An 18915-nucleotide genomic window follows, 5' to 3' on the forward strand; every position below is an offset into this window, starting at 1 on the left:
GGCATCTGCCACGCTTACCCCGTGGCTCAACATCTGGGAACCGTTCGGCGGTCAATCCGCCGCCCTGCGCGTACCGCGTCGCACCGGACGGCGCGACGCGGGCCCCAGCTGCATCGGCAAAGGTCAGATCAGGTCAGCCCAGCTTCCTGAACAAGCCCTCCTGCACGACGGACACGACCAGTCGCCCCTCGCGGTCGTAGATCCGGCCGCGTGCCAGCCCGCGACCTCCCACCGCGACCGGCGACTCCTGGTCGTACAGGAGCCATTCGTCGGCCCGGAACGGCCGGTGGAACCACATGGCGTGGTCCAGCGACGCCATGTCGAACCCGCGCGGCCCCCACAGGGGTTCGACCGGGATGCGGACGGCGTCGAGGAGGGTCATGTCGCTGGCGTAGGTCAGCGCGCAGGTGTGCACGAGCGGGTCGTCGCCCAGCGGTCCGACCGCGCGCATCCACACCGCGCTGCGCGGCTCGGCGTCCTTGACCTCCTCGGCGGTCCAGCGCAGCCGGTCCACATAACGGATGTCGAACGGCTGACGGCGGGCCATTCGCTCCAACTGCTCCGGCAGCGTGCCCAGATGCTCCCGGATCTCTTCCGCGACCGTCGGCAGGGACTCAGGGTCCGGGATCTTGCGGGCGGGCGGCAGCTGGTGCTCGAAGCTCCCCTGTTCAGGCTTGTGAAAGGAGGCGGTGAGATTGAAGATCGTGCGGCCCTGCTGCACCGCGGTGACCCGGCGGGTCGTGAACGACCGGCCGTCCCGCACCCGCTCGACCTGGTACACGATCGGCACGCCCGGCCGGCCCGGGCGCAGGAAGTACGCGTGCAGCGAGTGCACCGGACGTTCGCCGTCCGTGGTGCGCCCGGCGGCGACCAGTGCCTGGCCCGCCACCTGGCCGCCGAAGACCCGCTGCAGGGACTCCTGCGGGCTGCGGCCACGGAAGATGTTGACCTCGATCTGCTCCAGGTCGAGCAGGTCGACGAGCCTCTCGGCCGCGTTCGTCGTCATGGGTGGGATTCTCCTGTGTTCACAGCTGGCCGACGTCGGTGACACGGACGATCGCGCGGCCCTCCGCGTCGGAGGCCGCGAGGTCGATCTCCGCGCTGATGCCCCAGTCATGATCGTCGTTCGGGTCGTCGAAGATCTGGCGGACGCGCCACAGGCCGTTCTGCGGCTCCTCCTCGATGACGAGCAGCTTGGGGCCGCGGGCGTCGGGACCGGTGCCGAGGGCGTCGTACTCGTCCCAGTACTTGTCCATCGCCTCGCCCCAGGCCTCGGCGTCCCAGCCGGCCTCGGCGTCCAACTCGCCGAGCTCGTCGACCTGGTCGAGCGCGGCGAGCTCCACGCGGCGGAACATCGCGTTGCGGACGAGGACGCGGAAGGCGCGCGCGTTGGTGGTGACCGGCTTGACCTCGTCGGCCTTCTCCTGGGCCTCCTCGGCGGTCATCTCCTCCGGGTTGGCGAGCTGCTCCCATTCGTCCAGCAGGCTGGAGTCGACCTGGCGCACCATCTCGCCGAGCCACTCGATCAGGTCCTGAAGGTCTTCGGACTTGAGGTCGTCGGGGACGGTGTGGTCCAGGGCCTTGTAGGCGCTCGCGAGGTAGCGCAGCACGATGCCCTCGGTGCGGGCCAGCTCGTAGTAGGACACCAACTCCGTGAAGGACATGGCCCGTTCGTACATGTCACGGATGACGGACTTCGGCGACAGTGGATGGTCGCCGACCCAGGGGTGGCTCTTGCGGTAGGTGTTGTACGCGTGGAAGAGGAGTTCCTCCAGGGGCTTCGGGTACGTGATGTCCTGGAGGCGCTCCATGCGCTCCTCGTACTCGACGCCGTCCGCCTTCATCGCGGCCACCGCCTCGCCGCGCGCCTTGTTCTGCTGGGCGGCGAGGATCTGCCGCGGGTCGTCCAGCGTGGACTCGACGACGGAGACCATGTCCAGGGCGTAGGACGGCGACTCGGGGTCGAGGAGCTCGAACGCGGCGAGCGCGAAGGTGGACAGCGGCTGGTTCAGCGCGAAGTCCTGCTGGAGGTCGACCGTGAGACGGACGATGCGGCCCTCCGCGTCCGGCTTGTCGAGTTTCTCGACGATGCCGCCGTCCAGGAGCGAGCGGTAGATGGCGATCGCCCGCCGGATGTGCCTGAGCTGCTGCTTGCGCGGCTCGTGGTTGTCCTCCAGGAGGTGCCGCATCGCCTCGAAGGCGTTGCCGGGCCGGGCGATCACCGACAGCAGCATCGTGTGCGTCACCCGGAAACGGGAGGTCAGCGGCTCCGGCTCGGAGGAGATGAGCTTCTCGAAGGTGTTCTCCGTCCACCCTACGAATCCCTCGGGCGCCTTCTTGCGGACGACCTTCCGGCGCTTCTTCGGGTCGTCGCCCGCCTTGGCGAGCGCCTTCTCGTTCTCGACGACATGCTCGGGGGCCTGGGCTACGACGAAGCCCGCCGTGTCGAAGCCCGCCCGCCCGGCGCGGCCCGCGATCTGGTGGAACTCGCGGGCGCGCAGGGTGCGGACGCGGGTGCCGTCGTACTTGGTCAGCGCGGTGAACAGCACGGTCCGGATGGGCACGTTGACACCCACGCCGAGCGTGTCCGTGCCGCAGATGACCTTCAGCAGACCCGCCTGCGCCAGCTTCTCCACCAGGCGCCGGTACTTGGGCAGCATGCCGGCGTGATGGACCCCGATGCCGTGCCGTACGTACCGCGAGAGGTTGCGGCCGAACTTGGTGGTGAAGCGGAAGTTGCCGATCAGCTCCGCGATCTGCTCCTTCTCCTCGCGCGTGCACATGTTGATGCTCATCAGCGCCTGCGCCCGCTCCACGGCCTGGGCCTGCGTGAAGTGCACGATGTAGACCGGCGCCTGCTTGGTCTCCAGCAGCTCGGTCAGCGTCTCGGTGAGCGGAGTGAACCGGTACGCGTACGACAGCGGCACGGGACGGGTCGCCGAGCGGACCACCGCCGTCGGGCGGCCGGTGCGCCGGGTGAGATCCTTCTCGAACATCGAGACGTCGCCGAGCGTGGCCGACATCAGGACGAACTGCGCCTGGGGAAGTTCCAGGATCGGGATCTGCCAGGCCCAGCCGCGGTCCCCCTCCGCGTAGAAATGGAACTCGTCCATCACGACCTGGCCGACGTCCGCGTCCTTGCCGTCGCGCAGAGCGATCGACGCGAGCACCTCGGCGGTGCAGCAGATGACGGGCGCGTCGGCGTTGACGGACGCGTCCCCGGTCAGCATCCCGACGTTCTCGGTGCCGAAGATCTTGCACAGCTCGAAGAACTTCTCCGAGACCAGCGCCTTGATCGGAGCGGTGTAGAAGGTGACCTCGTCACGAGCCAGCGCGGCGAAATGGGCGGCTGCGGCGATCATGCTCTTGCCGGAACCTGTGGGCGTCGAGACGATCACGTTCGCACCGGAGACCACCTCGATCAGCGCCTCCTCCTGGTGGGGATAGAGCGTGAGCCCGCGCTCCTCGGCCCACGCCTCGAAGGCTTCGTAGAGGGCGTCGGGGTCGGCGGTCGGCGGCAGCTGATCGATGAGGGTCACCCACCCATCTTGCCTGCCCTCTTGCCCTATAGGGGAATCGGTTGCCGGCAGGAAGATCGCGAACGCTACGCTGTGTCGCCGACGGAGCGTCAACGCACCCGGTCAACTGGACAGCGGCACACGAGGAATGGGGCGGGCAACGGCGATGATGGGACCAGCACACTCACTGTCCGGGGCCGCCGCCTGGCTCGGCGTCGGGGCGGCCGCCGCCGCGGCCGGGCACCCGATGCCCTGGCCCGTCGTCCTGTGCGGCGCGCTGATCTGCGCCGGTGCCGCACTCGCCCCGGACCTCGACCACAAGGCGGCCACCATTTCGCGGGCCTTCGGACCCCTCTCGCGTGGGCTGTGCGAGATCGTCGACAAGCTCTCCTACGCCGTCTACAAGGCCACGAAGAAACAGGGCGACCCTCGCCGCTCCGGCGGGCACCGCACGCTCACGCACACCTGGCTGTGGGCCGCCCTGATCGGCGCGGGCGGCTCGGTGGCGGCGATCACCGGTGGCCGCTGGGCCGTGCTGGCGCTCCTGTTCGTGCACATGGTGCTGGCCATCGAGGGTCTGCTGTGGCGGGCGACCCGTGGCTCCAGCGCCGACGTCCTGGTCTGGCTGCTGGCCGCGACCAGCTCGTGGATCCTCGCCGGTGTGCTGGACAAGCCGGGCAACGGCGCCGACTGGCTGTTCACGGCGCCGGGCCAGGAGTACCTGTGGCTGGGCCTGCCGATCGTGCTGGGCGCGCTGGTGCACGACATCGGGGACGCGCTGACCGTCTCCGGCTGCCCGATCCTGTGGCCGATCCCGGTGGGCCGCAAGCGCTGGTACCCGATCGGCCCGCCCAAGGCGATGCGGTTCCGGGCGGGCAGCTGGGTCGAGCTCAAGGTGCTGATGCCGGCGTTCATGCTGCTCGGGGGAGTGGGCTGCGCGGCGGCGCTCAACGTCATCTGAGGTATGCGCCGGTTCGCCCGAGGGATCCGCGGATTCTTCCGAAGCGTCCGAGGAGGCGGCTCGTCGCAGCCGTCGCCTCACCGTCCCGCCTCGGTGAGCGCTCACGACCCGCCGGGACTCTGGCCTTCCCCGCCGCCGTATCGCCGTTCGAACCGGGCGACGCGGCCCTCGGAGTCCACTGTCCGGGCCTTGCCGGTGTAGAAGGGGTGGCTCTCCGAGGAGATCTCCACGTCCACGACCGGGTAGCTCTCGCCGTCGTCCCACTCGATGGTCTGGTCGCTGGTCGCGGTGGACCGGGTGAGAAAGGCGTAACCGGCGGCGCGGTCGCGGAAGACGACCGGGCGGTAGTCGGGGTGCTTGTCCTGCTGCATGGGTGCTCCTCGTCCGGCGTCGGCGAGACGGCCGACGGCGCGGGGACGGTGGGATCAGCCGGACAGGGCGTCCTCGTCGACGATGTGCACCGCGGCCTCCTCGGCGGAGGCGGCGGCACCGTCGATGCCCACGTCCGTGGCGACCAGCGCACTCTCCTCGTCCTCGTGCGCACCCTCGTCGGGTGCCACGAGGCGGCCGGAGCGGACGGCGCCGACCTCGTTGTCCAGCGGTTCTCCGTCGGTGCCCGCGCAGTCGCCGATGCCGTCGCCGTCGTCGGGGGCGGCGAGATCGGGCAGCTCCTCGGCGAGCCGCTGGTCCAGCGTCTCGCCCTCCCGGCGCTCGGCGGCCGTCACGCCGGTGTGCTCCACGGCCCAGGGGCGTTCCGGAGGGGACCAGCCCCGGTCGAGGGGGTCGCCGACTCCATCGTTCTCCAGGGTGTCCTCCGCGTCGAGCAGCCCCGTGTCTTCCCTCTGCTCGGATGCGTCGGGCTGGTAGACGTCGTCTCCCCATCCGTCGGCGTTGTTCACGGGTACCTCCAGGTGGCGGGGGCGGGCGCGTCCTCCCCGTGGTCGGCGGTCGGCATGCAGTCGTCCGGGGCACGCGCGGCGCCTGACGACGAGCCGGCGCATGCTCCGCGGGTACTCCTCGAGCCGGTGCCGCTATCCAGCCTTCCACCCCTCTTCGGAACCGCGCAACGGCACGGACACGGGCCGAGGATCACACGTCCCGGACCAGGCCCCGCACAGCCGGGACCCCGACGGCCCGGTCCGGCAACACGCACGGCGTCGCCGCAACCCGCACGCCGATCCCGGCGCCCGGCGGCCCGGGCATCGACCGAACGAATCGCACGCCGACCTCGGTGTCTGGTCGTTCGTGGGGTGGTCGAAGAGGTCGCGTGTCGATCCGGTGTCTGGTCGTTCGTGGGGTGGTCGAAGAGGCTGCATGTCGATGCCAGCGCCCGGTCGTCCGCGGGGCGGTCGAACAGGTCGCACGCCGATGCTGGTGTCCGGTCGTCCGGGCGGCGACGCCGCAACCCGCACGCCGTCCCGGCGCCTGCCGGCCCGCGCGGCGACCGCACATCCCGCACACCTGTCCCGCCGCCCGGCAGCCACGCAGCGCCTATACGGTCCGCCCCCGGATTCCCCGCTCAGTTCACCTGAGCCGCGACCGCACGGCACGCACCCCGGTGGTAGCGCCCCCGATGAGAGCGCCCCCGACAGAACCACGCCCGGTGGGGCGACCCCCGAAGAGGCCGCCGCACCACCGCCCCCGCGCCCAGTCAGCCCGTACTGCGACAGCCCCGCCCGGCCGTCCGCCCCCCGCCCGCGGACCCCGTCCCCGGCCCCCGCCCCCGCGGACACCCGCGGCGGAGCTCACCGGTCAGCCGTGCCACGAGCGCCACAGTGCCGCGTACGCGCCGTCCGCCGCGACCAGCTCGTCGTGGCTGCCGAGCTCGCTGATCCGGCCGTCCTCGACGACGGCGATGACGTCCGCGTCGTGGGCGGTGTGCAGGCGGTGGGCGATCGCGACCACCGTGCGGCCGTCGAGGACGCGGGCCAGGGAGCGTTCCAGGTGGCGTGCCGCGCGCGGGTCGAGCAGGGAGGTCGCCTCGTCCAGGACCAGCGTGTGCGGGTCGGCCAGCACCAGGCGGGCCAGCGCGATCTGCTGGGCCTGGGCCGGGGTGAGCGCGAACCCGCCCGAGCCGACCTCCGTGTCCAGCCCGTCGTCGAGGGCACGCGCCCACCCGTCCGCGTCCACCGCACCGAGCGCCGCCCACAGCTCGGCGTCGCCGGCCTCGGTGCGGGCCAGGAGGAGGTTGTCACGCAGGGAGCCCACGAAGACGTGGTGCTCCTGGTTGACCAGGGCCACGTGCGAGCGAACCCGTTCCGCGGGCATCCGGGAGAGTTCGGCGCCACCCAGGGTGATCCGGCCGGCCCGGGGCCCGTAGATCCCGGCCAGCAGCCTGCCGAGGGTGGACTTGCCCGCGCCCGAGGGGCCGACCAGCGCCAGCCTGGTGCCGGGCGCCACCTCGAGGGACACCTTGCGCAGCACATCCACGCCCTCGCGGTAGCCGAAGTGCACCCGGTCCGCGTGCACGTCCCGTCCGTCGGGCGCGAGCGCGTCGTCCCCGGCGTCCGGTTCGATGTCCCGGACGCCGACCAGACGTGCCAGCGACACCTGGGCCACCTGCAGCTCGTCGTACCAGCGCAGGATGAGCCCGACCGGATCGACGAGCATCTGCGCGATCAGCGCGCCGGTGGTCAGCTGACCGACCCCGATCCAGCCCTGCAGGACGAACACGCCGCCGACCATCAGCACCGAGGCGAGGACCGTCACGTGGGTGACGTTGATGACTGGGAAGAGCACCGACCGCAGCCAGAGTGTGTAGCGCTCCCAGGCCGTCCATTCCTTGATCCGGCGCTCCGACAGCGCGATGCGGCGGGCGCCGAGCCGGTGGGCCTCGACGGTGCGCCCCGCGTCCACGGTCTCCGCGAGCGCGGCCGCCACGGCGGCGTACCCGGCGGCCTCCGAGCGGTAGGCAGACGGCGCCCGCCTGAAGTACCAGCGGCAGCCGACGACCAGCAGCGGCACGGCCAGCAGTACGGCGGCCGCGAGCGGCGGCGCCGTGATCACGAGGCCGCCCAGCAGCAGGGCCGCCCACACCACACCGATCGCCAGCTGGGGCACGGCTTCGCGCATCGCGTTGGCGAGCCGGTCGATGTCGGTCGTGATCCGGGACAGCAGGTCGCCCGTCCCGGCCCGTTCCAGGACTCCCGGCGGCAGCCCGACCGACCGGACGAGGAAGTCCTCGCGCAGGTCGGCCAGCATCCGCTCGCCGAGCATCGCGCCGCGCAGCCGCACCTCCCGCACGAACGTGGCCTGCACGGCCAGCGCGAGGGCGAACAGCCCGGCCGTCAGTCCCAGATGAAGTTCACGCGCCCCGTCCGACACGCGCTCCACGAGCCCGCCCAGCAGCCACGGGCCCGCCATAGAAGCCACCACGGCGACCGTGTTGACGGTGACGAGGAGCAGGAAGGCTCGGCGGTGCCGGCGGAACAGTTCGGTCACGTAGGCGCGTACGGTCGTGGCGGCGCCGACGGGCAGGGTGTGCGCCGTCGTCGGGGCCGCCGGGTCGTACGCCGGTGGCGCCACGCCGATCATGCTGTCTCCTCGATCTCTTCCAGTTCGTGCAGTTCGTCCAGCACGCCGCTCAGGGCGGCCTCTTCTTCGGTCTCGCGCGTGACCACGGCCCGGTACCGGGGTTCCTCGTGCACCAGTTCGCGGTGCACGCCGACCGCCGAGACCTCGCCCTCATGGACGAGGACGACCCGGTCCGCGCGGTCCAGCAGCAGCGGCGAGGAGGTGAACACCACGGTCGTGCGCCCTTCCCGCAGATCCCGCACCCCCTCGGCGATCCGCGCCTCCGTGTGGGAGTCGACGGCCGAGGTCGGCTCGTCCAGGACGAGCACTTCCGGGTCCGTGATCAGCGACCGGGCCAGCGCGAGCCGCTGGCGCTGGCCGCCGGAGAGGGAGCGGCCGCGTTCGGTGATGCGGGCTTCCATCGGGTCCTCGGCGTCCAGGGACCCCTGGACGAGAGCCGCCAGCACGTCCCCGCACTGCGCGGCCTCCAACGCCTCCTCGGCCCGGACGTCACCCGAGGCGGGCACGTCGAGCAGCTCGCGCAGCGAGCCGGACAGCAGCACCGGGTCCTTGTCCTGGACGAGGACGGCCGTCCGCGCGGTGTCGAGCGGCAGCTCGTCCAGCGGCACGCCGCCCAGCAGCGCCGATGTGCCCGCCTCCGAGGGATGCCCGCCCAGCCGTTCCGCCAGCCGGCCCGCCGCGTCCGGGTCGCCGCACACCACGGCGGTGAGCCGACCGGCGGGCGCCAGCAGTCCGGTGGCCGGGTCGTACAGGTCCCCCGACGGCAGGTCGGCGGCGCGCGATCCGCCGGTGTCCGTGGCGCGCTCCAGCGACAGTACGCGGGCGGCTCGTTGAGCCGAGGGCCGCGAGAAGGAGTAGGCCATCGCGATCTCTTCGAAGTGGCGCAGGGGATACGTGAGGACCATGACCGAGCTGTAGACGGTGACCAGTTCGCCGACGCCGATCCGGTCCTGGCGGGCCAGATGGACGCCGTACCAGACGACCGCGATCAGCAGCAGTCCCGGCAGCAGTACCTGGATCGCCGAGATGAGCGACCACATCCGGGCGCTGCGCACGGCCGCGTGGCGGACCTCCTGGGAGGCGCGGCGGTAGCGGTCGAGGAAGAGTTCCTCACCACCGATGCCGCGCAGGACGCGTAGACCGGCGACGGTGTCCGAGGCCAGCTCGGTGGCCCGTCCGGCCTTCTCCCGCTGGAAGTCGGCGCGCCTGGTCGCCCGGGGCAGCAGTGGCAGCACCGCGAGCGCGAGGACCGGCAGCCCCACGGCCACCACCGCGCCCAGTGCCGGCTCGTAGACGACCAGGCCCACACAGACCAGCACGATGGTGACCGCGGCCGCGGTGAACCGCGACCAGGCCTCGACGAACCAGCCGATCTTCTCGACGTCACCCGTGGAGACGGCCACCACCTCACCGGCCGCTACACGCCGGGTCAGCGCGGAGCCCAGCTGGGCGGTCTTGTGGGCCAGGAGTTGCTGGACGCGGGCGGCAGCGGCGATCCAGTTGGTGACCGCGGAGCGGTGCAGGAAGGTGTCGCCGAGGGCGTTGCCGACGCAGACCAGGGCCAGCAGCCCGCCCGCGAGGGCGAGCCGGGCACCGGAGCGGTCGACGACGGCCTGGATGGCGAGACCGACGCAGAACGGCAGCGCGGCGACGGACATGAAGTGCAGCAGTCCCCACGCCAGCGACTTGAGCTGCCCGCCCAGCTGGTTCCTGAAGAGCCACCACAGAAATCGGGGACCCGAGCGCGCGTCCGGCACGCCTGGGTCGGGGTACGGAAGGTCTTGAATCTGCATGACGTCCCAGTGGCTCGTGTCAAGGGGTGGAAGGGACCGCGAACGGCGGCAACAAACCGTGACAGGTTCGCGTCGTTGCGTGGTCGAAAGCAAGCGGTTTTCCGCCTGCCGCACAGAACCGGTCGTGCTCGATACCTCCGCTGCAGTCGGTCCCAAAGGGCGGCGGGATCGGGCGAGGCCTCATTGCGGGGGACGCCCGACTCGCCGTAGAACACCGGCCATGAAGAGACGGATCCTCATGTCCATGCTCGCCGGAGCGACCCTCGTGGCGAGCACCCTCCTCGGGGCGAGCCCCGCTCGATCCGCAGACACCCCGGTCCCTGCCGAGTTCGGCACCGACTGGCACGACCCCATCACGGCGGCCCCGCCCGTCACCAAGCCCGCCGGCAAGCCCTGCCACGTCACCGTCGCGGAGGCGCAGTTCCGGGACTTCACCCCGTACAAGGGCACGTACACACCGCCCGAGGGCTGCGGCGACCGCTGGAGCAAGGTCGTGCTGCGAATGGACGGCAAGGTCAAGGGACGGCAGTTCGACCGGCTCGGCCACCTGCACGTCGGCGGGGTGGAGATCTTCCGTACGTCGACGCCCCAGCCCTCGCCCGACGGCATCGAGTGGTCGGTGGAGAAGGACGTCACGCGCTACAGCGACATCTTCCGCGGCGGTCAGGACGTCGAGATGCTCATCGGGAACGTCGTCGACGACACATACACGGGGATCATCGACGTCAAGGTGACCCTGACGTTCTACCCGGGCAAGCCGGCCGCATACGCAGGCAAACCGGCCGCCACGCCCGACCGGGTCCTGACCCTCGACGACCGGTCCACCCTCACCACTCCACGCGACAGCGAACGCATCGTCGCCGAGGTGTACGCCACCGGCTCCGGCGGCGGCTGCGAGGAGTACTGGTACCTGACGGTGCCCGACGCGGCCCCGTACTCCTGCCAGACCGACGACGGCCCCTACCGTGAGGTCCAGATCAAGGTCGACGGACAACTCGCGGGCATCGCCACGCCGTTCCCGACCGTGTGGACCGGCGGATGGTCCAATCCCTTCCTCTGGTACGTCGTTCCGGGACCGCGCGCCTTCGACATCAAGCCGATCGAATACGACCTGACGCCCTTCGCCGGAATCCTCAACGACGGCCGCTCGCACCGCGTAGAGGTCTCCGTAGTCGGCGTGCCCGAGGGACAGAGTGGTTGGAGCGCGCCGGTCAACGTCCTCGTCTGGCAGGACGCGAAGAGCACCCACGTCGGCGGAAAGCTCACCGTGCACCAGAGCGGTGACCTCGCCGACTCCTCGACATACACGCCCGGTTCCGAGCACCGCGTGGACACCGAGGGTCATCACCGGCTGACCGTCGCCGGATACGTCGACACCTCGCACGGCCGGGTGACGACCACTGTCTCGCGTGCGCTGACGAACACCTCCGTGCACCGCTGGACCGACGGCGAGAACGTGGACGCGCTGGACGCCACCTGGCGGGACGACGAGTCGGTCACCGTCGACGGACGCGGTCCGGCCCGTACGACGCGCACGCAGCGGACGTACACGATGGACGGCACGACCACGCTCGGCGCGGCCGACCGGCTGCGGACCGTGCTGACCCTCGGTGACCGCGTCGCGGTGGTCGAGTCGCGCGGCGGCCGACGTACCGCCTGGTCGCGGCTTGACGACACCTACAGCGGCGACGCGACGTACACCGCGAACGTACCCCGGGATCAGCGGCACGCGGTCGGCACGACGAGCGAGCGCTACCGGATCCACGGCTCGGGCGGGTGCTATGACCGCTCCCTGACCACCGTCCAGGGCGTACTCACCGAGGATCGCAGCGACTGCTGAGGCGAGTTGTGTGCGATGCGTCACAGGTGGCGTGATTTACCTGGCTGAAACACGGCGGTCTTGTGCGGGATCAACGGCGCCTCCAAAGTATCGGCACGGAATCCGCTTTCCGTATTGCAGAAGTCCTGTCCCCGGCTTCTGCGTGTCATCAGTCCCCTCAAGGAGTGCCCGTGCCGCCGTCCGTACCGTCGCTGCCGCGACGCGTCGCACGCATCCTGCGTACCTCTCTCTTCGCGCAGGTCGCCTGCGCACTCGTGCTCGGAATCCTCGTCGGAAAGCTGTGGCCCGACGTGGCCGCGGAACTCCAGCCGCTCGGCGACGGTTTCACGCGGCTCATCAAGACGATCATCTCTCCCCTGGTGTTCTGCGTGGTCGTCGTCGGCATCGCCAAGGCCGGTGACCTGAAGGCGTTCGGCAGGATCGGGCTCAAGGCGCTGATCTGGTTCGAGGTCGCGAGCACCCTCGCCCTCCTCATCGGGCTCCTCGCCGCCAACATCGTCCAGCCCGGCTCGGGGATGAACGTCGACCCGTCCACGCTGAACACCTCGGCGGTGGACGCGAAGACGGGCGGCGGTTCGCTGCCCTCGACGACCGAGTTCATCGTCAACGCGATTCCCACCAGCTTCATTGGCGCCTTCGCCGAGAATGAGCTCCTCCAGGTGCTCATCCTGGCCTGCCTGGTCGGCGCCGCGCTGCTCCACCTCGGCCACACCAAGGTGCCGAAGGTGCTGCCCGCCATCGAGCAGGCTCAGGAGATCATCTTCGCGGTCGTCGGCTTCATCATGCGACTCGCCCCGATCGCGGTGTTCGGCGCTATGGCCGTCCTGATCGGCCAGTACGGCCTCGGCGTCATCGAGACCTACGCCAAGCTGATCATCCTGTGCTACGCGGCCGCCGCGTTCTTCATCGTGCTCCTCGCCGTCGCGCTCAAGGCGGTCACCGGACTCAGCCTCTGGAAGTTCCTGCGCTACATCCGCGAGGAGATGCTCCTCGCGCTCGGCACCGCCTCCACCGAGTCCGTCATGCCGCGCGTGATGCAGAAGCTGCGCCGGGCCGGCGCCCGTGACGACGCCGTGGGTCTGGTGCTGCCCACGGGCTACTCCTTCAACCTCGACGGCGCCTCGCTCTACCTGTCCATCGGCACGCTGTTCATCGCCCAGGCCGTGGGCGTGGACCTCAGCCTGAGCCAGCAGATCACCGTGATCCTGGTGCTGATGCTGACCAGCAAGGGCATGGCGGGCATTCCCGGTTCGGCCTTCCTCGCCCTGTCCGCGACCGCCTCCTCGTTGGGTGCCATCCCGGCCGGCGCCGTCGCCCTGCTCCTCGGCGTGGACCGCATCATGGACTCGATGCGCGTCGTGACCAACCTGCTCGGCAACTGCGTCGCCGTGTTCGCCGTCTCCCGCTGGGAGGGCGCGCTGGACGCCGACAAGGCCAAGAAGGTCCTGGACGGCGAGATCGTGGTCGCAGCGGAGGGCGAGGACGACGAGGACGACGAGGACTCGGAGAAGCCGGAGCCCAAGATGCCGGAGCTGAAGAAGCCCGGGTCCGAGCAGCCGGAGTCCGTGCAGCCGGAGTCCGAGAAGAGCGCCACGGTACCGGCCCAGACCACCAAGGAGACCGCCTCCGAGGCCAGTTGAGGTCCTACGCCGAACAGGCGGGCCGCGGCCACCGCTCGAGCAGTACGGAGCGGTGGCCGCGGCCGTTTCGCGTGCTCAGCACCGCTGGGCGGCAGACCCGTCCATCAGTGTGTCCAGCAATCCGCCCAGCACCTCGCGCTGCTCATTCGTCAGCGGTGCCAGAATCTCCTCCGCCGCCGACCGCCGCGCCTCCCGCAGCTCCCGCAGCGCCTTGTGCCCGTCGTCGGTGAGCTCGATCCGGATCACCCGCCGGTTCGTCGGATCGGGTGCCCGCCGTACCTTCCCGCTCGTCTCCAGTCCGTCGACCAGTGTCGTGACGGCACGCGGGACCACCTCGAGCCGCTCGGCGAGGTCGGCCATGCGGGGCGGCGCGTCGTAGTGCGCGAGGGTGCGCAGCAGTCGGGACTGCGCCGGGGTCACGCCGAGGCCGCGCCGCTCCAGATGGCGCTTCTGGATCCGGTGCACTCGGCGTGTGAGTCGCAGCAACTGCTCGGCGAGCACACCATCGGAATCGGGGGTGGTCATACGGGAACAATATCAGGACCCCGTTCATTGTGAGTAGAGGTAACAATGAGCTAAGCTCCGTCAGTCCTCACCGTCTCACCCTCCGTAGGAGCCATGCCCCGCGACGACGTCACCTGGACCCCGACACCCGGCACCTCGACCGAGCAACCCCGGCAGGTGCGCCGTATCCTCAAGCTCTTCAAGCCCTATCGCGGCCGGCTCGCGGTCGTCGGCCTGCTGGTCGGCGCCTCGTCCCTGGTCACCGTGGCGACCCCGTTCCTGCTGAAGGAGACGCTGGACGTCGCCATCCCCGAGGGCCGTACGGGCCTGCTGAGCCTGCTCGCACTCGGCATGATCCTCAGTGCCGTCCTCACCAGCATCTTCGGCGTCCTGCAGACCCTCATCTCCACGACGGTCGGCCAGCGCGTCATGCACGACCTGCGCACCGCGGTCTACGGCCGCCTGCAGCGCATGTCCCTCGCCTTCTTCACGCGCACGCGCACCGGCGAGGTCCAGTCCCGCATCGCCAACGACATCGGCGGCATGCAGGCCACCGTCACCTCGACCGCCACCTCCCTGGTCTCCAACCTGACCAGCGTGGTCGCCACGATCATCGCGATGGTCGCCCTCGACTGGCGCCTGACCGTCGTCTCCCTGGTCCTGCTGCCCGTCTTCGTATGGATCAGCCGCCGAGTCGGCAGCGAACGCAAGAAGATCACCACCCAGCGCCAGAAGCAGATGGCCGCGATGGCCGCGACCGTCACCGAGTCGCTCTCCGTCAGCGGCATCCTGCTCGGCCGCACGATGGGCCGCTCCGACTCGCTGACCCGGTCCTTCTCCGAGGAGTCCGAGGAGTTGGTCGACCTCGAAGTGCGGTCGAACATGGCCGGCCGCTGGCGCATGGCCGTCATCTCGATCGTCATGGCGGCCATGCCCGCCGTCATCTACTGGACCGCCGGCCTCGCCCTCCAGACAGGTGGCCCCCAGATCTCCATCGGCACCATCGTGGCCTTCGTCTCGCTCCAGCAGGGCCTGTTCCGTCCGGCCGTGAGCCTGCTGTCGACCGGCGTCCAGATCCAGACCTCGCTCGCGCTCTTCCAGCGCATCTTCGAGTACCTCGACCTGCCGATCGACATCACCGAGCGGGAGCGGCCCGTCCACCTCGACCGTGTCAAGGGCGAGGTCCGCTTCGAGGACGTCGAGTTCCGATACGGCGAGAAGAGCGGCCCCGTTCTCGACGGCGTCGACATCACCGTCCCCGCGGGGGGCAGTCTCGCGGTCGTCGGCCCGACCGGCGCCGGCAAGTCCACGCTGGGCTATCTGGTGCCGCGGCTCTACGACGTGACGGGCGGCCGGGTCACCCTCGACGGGGTCGACGTCCGCGACCTCGACTTCGACACCCTCGCCCGCGCGATCGGCGTCGTCTCGCAGGAGACGTACCTCTTCCACGCCTCGGTCGCCGACAACCTGCGCTTCGCCAAGCCGGACGCCACCGACGAGGAGCTCCAGCAGGCGGCGAAGGCGGCCCAGATCCACGAGCACATCGCCTTCCTGCCCGACGGCTACGACACCATCGTGGGCGAGCGTGGCCACCGTTTCTCCGGCGGCGAGAAGCAGCGCCTGGCCATCGCCCGCACCATCCTGCGCGACCCGCCGGTGCTGATCCTGGACGAGGCGACCAGCGCCCTGGACACCGGCACGGAACACGCCGTCCAGGAGGCCATCGACGCGCTCTCGGCCAACCGCACCACCCTCACCATCGCGCACCGCCTGTCCACCATTCGGGGTGCCGACCAGATCGTGGTCCTGGAGTCCGGACAGGTGGCCGAACGCGGCTCGCACGAGGAGTTGTTGGCGCGGGACGGGCGGTACGCGGCCCTGGTCCGCCGGGACGCCCAACTGGAGCCGACGAGATAACGATATGTCGGGTTTGTAGACTTTAGCGGGTTACCGTGCCCGCATGCAGATCAACAATCCGCCACGGAGCACGATCCGACTGACGCGCCGGGGCCGTCTCGCCCTCATCGCGACCGGGGCCGTCGTGGCCGGCACCGCCGTGGCGGTGCCGCTGCTGACCCTGGCCGGTGACGGGGAGGACAAGCCCGCCGCCCTGGTGATCCCGGAGGGCTGGCGCGCCGGCCAAGTGTACGAGGCCGTCGACAAGGCCCTCGCCCTGCCCGCGGGCACCACCAAGAAGTCCCTCGGCAAGGCCAGCCTGAAGCTGCCGAACGACGCGGAGGGCAACCCGGAGGGCTACCTCTTCCCGGCGACGTATCCGCTCGAACTCAACGGCCAGAAGGCGACGCCCGAGTCCCTGCTGTCGTTCATGGTCGACACCGCGAACCGGAAGTTCAACGGCGCCCCCGTCGCGGCCGGCGCCCAGCGCAACGCGATGAACGTCTATCAGGCGGTCACCGTCGCGAGCATCGTCCAGGCCGAGGCCGCCACCAAGGCCGACATGGGAAAGGTGGCCCGGGTCATCTTGAACCGCCTGGAGCGCGGCATGCCGCTGCAGATGGACTCCACCATCAACTACGCGCTGGGCCGCTTCGCACTGAAGACCACGGACGCGGACACACGGATCCAGAGCCCTTACAACTCGTACCAGCGCATGGGACTGCCGCCCACGCCGATCGACAACCCGGGCGAGGACGCGATGCGCGCCGTGATCAATACGCCCCCGGGCGACTGGCTGTACTTCGTCACGGTCAAGCCGGGCGACACGCGCTTCACGGCGGACTACGCGGAGCACCGGCGCAACGTCGCGGAGTTCAACGCCCAGCAGAAGGCGAGTCCGCGGTCCGCGACGTGACCGCCGGTCAGGGCGCGCGGCGTGCCGTACGCCTCGCGTCGCCGACCGGGACGGGAGGGGACGTCACGCGGCGACCGTCTCCTCGGCCAGCAGCCTCCTGATGTCCCGCACGGCCGCACGCCCCGCCCGGTTGGCGCCGATGGTGCTCGCCGACGGGCCGTAGCCCACGAGGTGGATCCGCGGATCGGCGACCGCGCGCGTGCCGTCGACGCGGATGCCGCCGCCGGGCTCGCGCAGCCTGAGCGGTGCCAGATGGTCGATGGCGGCCCGGAACCCGGTCGCCCACAGGATGACGTCGGCGTCCACACGCCGCCCGTCCCGCCACTCCACCCCGTCGGGTGTGATCCGTTCGAACATCGGCAGCCGGTCCAGGACACCGTCCCCCAGCCCCTGCCGGATCGCGTCGTTGAGCGGCAGCCCCGTCACCGAGACCACGCTCTTCGGCGGCAGGCCCCGCCGTACCCGCTCCTCGACGAGCGCCACCGCCGTCCGGCCCGCGTCCTCGTCGAAGGGGCCCTCGCGGAAGACGGGCGGCCGCCGGGTCACCCACGTGGTGGCCGCCGCGTAAGGGGCGATCTCCAGAAGGTGCTGGGTGCCGGACGCGCCCCCGCCCACCACGACGACCCGCTGCCCGGCGAACTCCTCGGGCCCCGGGTACTGAGCGGTGTGCAACTGCCGTCCCCGGAAGGTCTCCTGGCCGGGGTAGCGCGGCCAGAACGGCCGGTCCCAGGTGCCGGTCGCGTTGATCAGCGCCCGCGTCGACCAGTCCCCGGCCGAGGTCTCGACCAGCAGCCGCCCGCCCGCCCCCTCGCGCACGGCGCGGACATCGACGGGCCGCCGTACCCGCAGGTCGAAGGTGCGCTCGTACGTGTCGAAGTACTCGGCGATGACCTCCGAGGACGGCCGCGCCGGATCGGCGTCCGTGAGTTCCAGGCCGGGCAGCGCGTGCATGCCGTGCACCTTGCCGTACGTCAGCGACGGCCACCGGAACTGCCAGGCGCCGCCGGGGCCGGGGGAGTGGTCGAGCACCACGAAGTCGCGTTCCGGCTCGAAGCCGGTGCGGCGCAGGTGATAGGCGCCGGCCAGACCAGCCTGGCCGGCGCCTATGACGACTACCTGGATGTTGTTCACGGTTCTACTAACCGCGCCGGGTGCGTGGATCTTCCCGACAGGTCAGCGCCCGCCTGCCACGAGGACCGGCGCACCGGTCGTCGCGTTCTCGACCAGTCCGCGGGCCGCCAGTTCGGGGATCACGCCCTCCCCGAACCAGTACGCCTCCTCCAGGTGCGGATACCCGGAGAGCACGAAGTGCTCCACGCCCAACGCGTGGTACTCCTCGATCCGGTCGGCGACCACGGCATGGCTGCCCACGAGGGCGGTGCCCGCGCCGCCACGGACGAGACCGACCCCTGCCCACAGGTTCGGATAGATCTCCAGCTCCTCGCGGGAGCCGCCGTGCAGGGCCAGCATGCGCCGCTGACCCACCGACTCGCTCCGCCCGAGCGCCGCCTGCGCGGCCGCGACGGTGTCCGCGTCGAGGTCGTCGAGCAGCCGGTGGGCGGTCGCCCACGCCTCGGCCGACGAGTCGCGCGAGATCGTGTGCATCCGGATCCCGAAGCGGACCGTGCGGCCCTCCCGCTCGGCGAGCGACCGGATCCAGTCGATCTTCTCCTTGACCTGTGCCGGCGGCTCGCCCCAGGTCAGATACACATCCGCGTGCCGGGCCGCGACCGGCCCGGCGGCCTTGGAGGACCCGCCGAAGAACAGCTGCGGCACCGGGTCCGGCGGCAGCGCGGTCAGCCCGCCGTCGACCTGATAGTGGGTGCCGTCGAAGTCGTACGGCTCACCGCTCCACACCCCTCGTACGACCGACAGGAACTCGTCCGTACGGGCATACCGCCGGTCGTGGTCGAGCCGGTCGCCGAAGCGCCGTTGCTCGGCGGAGTCGCCGCCCGTGACGACGTTCAGCAGCAGCCGGCCGCGCGTGACGCGCTGATAGGTCGCCGCCATCTGCGCGGCGAGCGTCGGCGAGACAAGCCCCGGCCGGAACGCCACCAGGAACTTCAGCCGTTCGGTGTGCTGGGCGAGCGCCACGGTCGTCAGCCAGGCGTCCTCGCACCAAGTGCCGGTCGGTGTGAGCACCGCTTCGAAGCCCAACTGCTCGGCGGCCTTGGCTATCTGGGCGAGGTACTCGATGTCCGGCGGACGCACTCCGCGCACGGGCCCGGTGTGGTTGGACGCGTACGCGTGCCGGTCGACGAGGGTGCGGCCGTCGCCGCCCGTCGGCAGGAACCAGTGGAGATGTACGGTCAT

14 protein-coding genes are annotated in these 18915 nt (G+C 70.8%); 5 read left to right on the forward strand and 9 right to left on the reverse strand.

Features of this window, described 5'->3' with window-relative positions:
- Nucleotides 1-133: 133 nt before the first annotated feature.
- Complete coding sequence (locus CLM62_RS11995) at nucleotides 134-1006, reverse strand: acyl-CoA thioesterase II (protein ID WP_095749811.1); 873 nt, start codon at nucleotides 1004-1006, stop codon at nucleotides 134-136.
- Nucleotides 1007-1025: 19 nt separating this feature from the next.
- Nucleotides 1026-3539: an RNA helicase gene (locus CLM62_RS12000; RefSeq protein WP_095749812.1), complete on the reverse strand. Its 2514-nt coding sequence runs from the start codon at nucleotides 3537-3539 to the stop codon at nucleotides 1026-1028.
- A gap of 145 nt (nucleotides 3540-3684) precedes the next feature.
- On the opposite strand from CLM62_RS12000, the gene CLM62_RS12005 reads away from it, so the two are divergent.
- Nucleotides 3685-4479, forward strand: coding sequence for a metal-dependent hydrolase (locus CLM62_RS12005; RefSeq protein ID WP_095749813.1), 795 nt, complete (start codon nucleotides 3685-3687; stop codon nucleotides 4477-4479).
- 101 nt (nucleotides 4480-4580) lie between these two features.
- Here CLM62_RS12005 and CLM62_RS12010 read toward each other — a convergent pair whose 3' ends face one another.
- The 4 genes from CLM62_RS12010 to CLM62_RS12025 form a co-directional block, all read right to left on the reverse strand.
- Complete coding sequence (locus CLM62_RS12010; RefSeq protein WP_095749814.1) at nucleotides 4581-4850, reverse strand: type B 50S ribosomal protein L31; 270 nt, start codon at nucleotides 4848-4850, stop codon at nucleotides 4581-4583.
- A 54-nt stretch (nucleotides 4851-4904) separates the two neighbouring features.
- Entirely contained in the window at nucleotides 4905-5378 is a 474-nt protein-coding gene (locus tag CLM62_RS12015; protein ID WP_095749815.1) for a DUF5709 domain-containing protein, read from the reverse strand.
- A gap of 853 nt (nucleotides 5379-6231) precedes the next feature.
- The gene (locus CLM62_RS12020) at nucleotides 6232-8013 is read right to left on the reverse strand and encodes an ABC transporter ATP-binding protein (protein WP_095749816.1); all 1782 of its coding nucleotides are present in this window, start codon (nucleotides 8011-8013) and stop codon (nucleotides 6232-6234) included.
- Nucleotides 8010-9806, reverse strand: a complete 1797-nt coding sequence (locus CLM62_RS12025; RefSeq protein ID WP_095749817.1) for an ABC transporter ATP-binding protein — start codon at nucleotides 9804-9806, stop codon at nucleotides 8010-8012. The genes CLM62_RS12020 and CLM62_RS12025 overlap by 4 nt, the downstream gene beginning before the upstream one ends.
- 220 nt (nucleotides 9807-10026) lie before the next feature.
- On the opposite strand from CLM62_RS12025, the gene CLM62_RS12030 reads away from it, so the two are divergent.
- Entirely contained in the window at nucleotides 10027-11646 is a 1620-nt protein-coding gene (locus CLM62_RS12030; RefSeq protein ID WP_095749818.1) for a peptide-N4-asparagine amidase, read from the forward strand.
- Between the two features lie 170 nt (nucleotides 11647-11816).
- Entirely contained in the window at nucleotides 11817-13286 is a 1470-nt protein-coding gene (locus tag CLM62_RS12035) for a cation:dicarboxylate symporter family transporter (RefSeq protein WP_095749819.1), read from the forward strand.
- 75 nt (nucleotides 13287-13361) lie between these two features.
- Here the strand turns inward: CLM62_RS12035 and CLM62_RS12040 are convergent, their stop codons facing one another.
- Nucleotides 13362-13811 carry a MarR family winged helix-turn-helix transcriptional regulator gene (locus tag CLM62_RS12040; protein ID WP_095749820.1) on the reverse strand — a complete coding sequence of 150 codons (450 nt, stop codon included), beginning with the start codon at nucleotides 13809-13811 and terminating at the stop codon, nucleotides 13362-13364.
- Nucleotides 13812-13904: 93 nt separating this feature from the next.
- Between CLM62_RS12040 and CLM62_RS12045 the strand changes: the two genes are divergently transcribed.
- Together CLM62_RS12045 and mltG are read left to right on the forward strand one after the other, a co-directional pair.
- Complete coding sequence (locus CLM62_RS12045) at nucleotides 13905-15707, forward strand: ABC transporter ATP-binding protein (protein WP_095749821.1); 1803 nt, start codon at nucleotides 13905-13907, stop codon at nucleotides 15705-15707.
- A 43-nt stretch (nucleotides 15708-15750) separates the two neighbouring features.
- Nucleotides 15751-16602: an endolytic transglycosylase MltG gene (gene mltG / locus CLM62_RS12050; RefSeq protein ID WP_095749822.1), complete on the forward strand. Its 852-nt coding sequence runs from the start codon at nucleotides 15751-15753 to the stop codon at nucleotides 16600-16602.
- A 63-nt stretch (nucleotides 16603-16665) separates the two neighbouring features.
- On the opposite strand, the gene CLM62_RS12055 is transcribed toward mltG, so the two are convergent.
- Both CLM62_RS12055 and CLM62_RS12060 read right to left on the reverse strand, forming a co-directional pair.
- A complete protein-coding gene (locus CLM62_RS12055) occupies nucleotides 16666-17733 on the reverse strand; it encodes an NAD(P)-binding domain-containing protein (protein ID WP_095749823.1) in 1068 nt (355 codons plus the stop codon).
- Between the two features lie 42 nt (nucleotides 17734-17775).
- Nucleotides 17776-18915: an LLM class flavin-dependent oxidoreductase gene (locus CLM62_RS12060; protein ID WP_095749824.1), complete on the reverse strand. Its 1140-nt coding sequence runs from the start codon at nucleotides 18913-18915 to the stop codon at nucleotides 17776-17778.

The sequence above is a fragment of the Streptomyces sp. SA15 genome, from assembly GCF_002291145.1.
Lineage (GTDB): Bacteria > Actinomycetota > Actinomycetes > Streptomycetales > Streptomycetaceae > Streptomyces.

What these genes read in the sequence shown, in the direction of transcription:
- CLM62_RS11995 (WP_095749811.1), bottom strand. Translation starts at nt 1,006, where the DNA reads ATGACGACGAACGCGGCCGAGAGGCTCGTCGACCTGCTCGACCTGGAG.
- CLM62_RS12005 (WP_095749813.1), top strand. Translation starts at nt 3,685, where the DNA reads ATGATGGGACCAGCACACTCACTGTCCGGGGCCGCCGCCTGGCTCGGC.
- CLM62_RS12010 (WP_095749814.1), bottom strand. Translation starts at nt 4,850, where the DNA reads ATGCAGCAGGACAAGCACCCCGACTACCGCCCGGTCGTCTTCCGCGAC.
- CLM62_RS12020 (WP_095749816.1), bottom strand. Translation starts at nt 8,013, where the DNA reads ATGATCGGCGTGGCGCCACCGGCGTACGACCCGGCGGCCCCGACGACG.
- CLM62_RS12025 (WP_095749817.1), bottom strand. Translation starts at nt 9,806, where the DNA reads ATGCAGATTCAAGACCTTCCGTACCCCGACCCAGGCGTGCCGGACGCG.
- CLM62_RS12030 (WP_095749818.1), top strand. Translation starts at nt 10,027, where the DNA reads ATGAAGAGACGGATCCTCATGTCCATGCTCGCCGGAGCGACCCTCGTG.
- CLM62_RS12040 (WP_095749820.1), bottom strand. Translation starts at nt 13,811, where the DNA reads ATGACCACCCCCGATTCCGATGGTGTGCTCGCCGAGCAGTTGCTGCGA.
- CLM62_RS12045 (WP_095749821.1), top strand. Translation starts at nt 13,905, where the DNA reads ATGCCCCGCGACGACGTCACCTGGACCCCGACACCCGGCACCTCGACC.
- mltG (WP_095749822.1), top strand. Translation starts at nt 15,751, where the DNA reads ATGCAGATCAACAATCCGCCACGGAGCACGATCCGACTGACGCGCCGG.
- CLM62_RS12060 (WP_095749824.1), bottom strand. Translation starts at nt 18,915, where the DNA reads ATGACCGTACATCTCCACTGGTTCCTGCCGACGGGCGGCGACGGCCGC.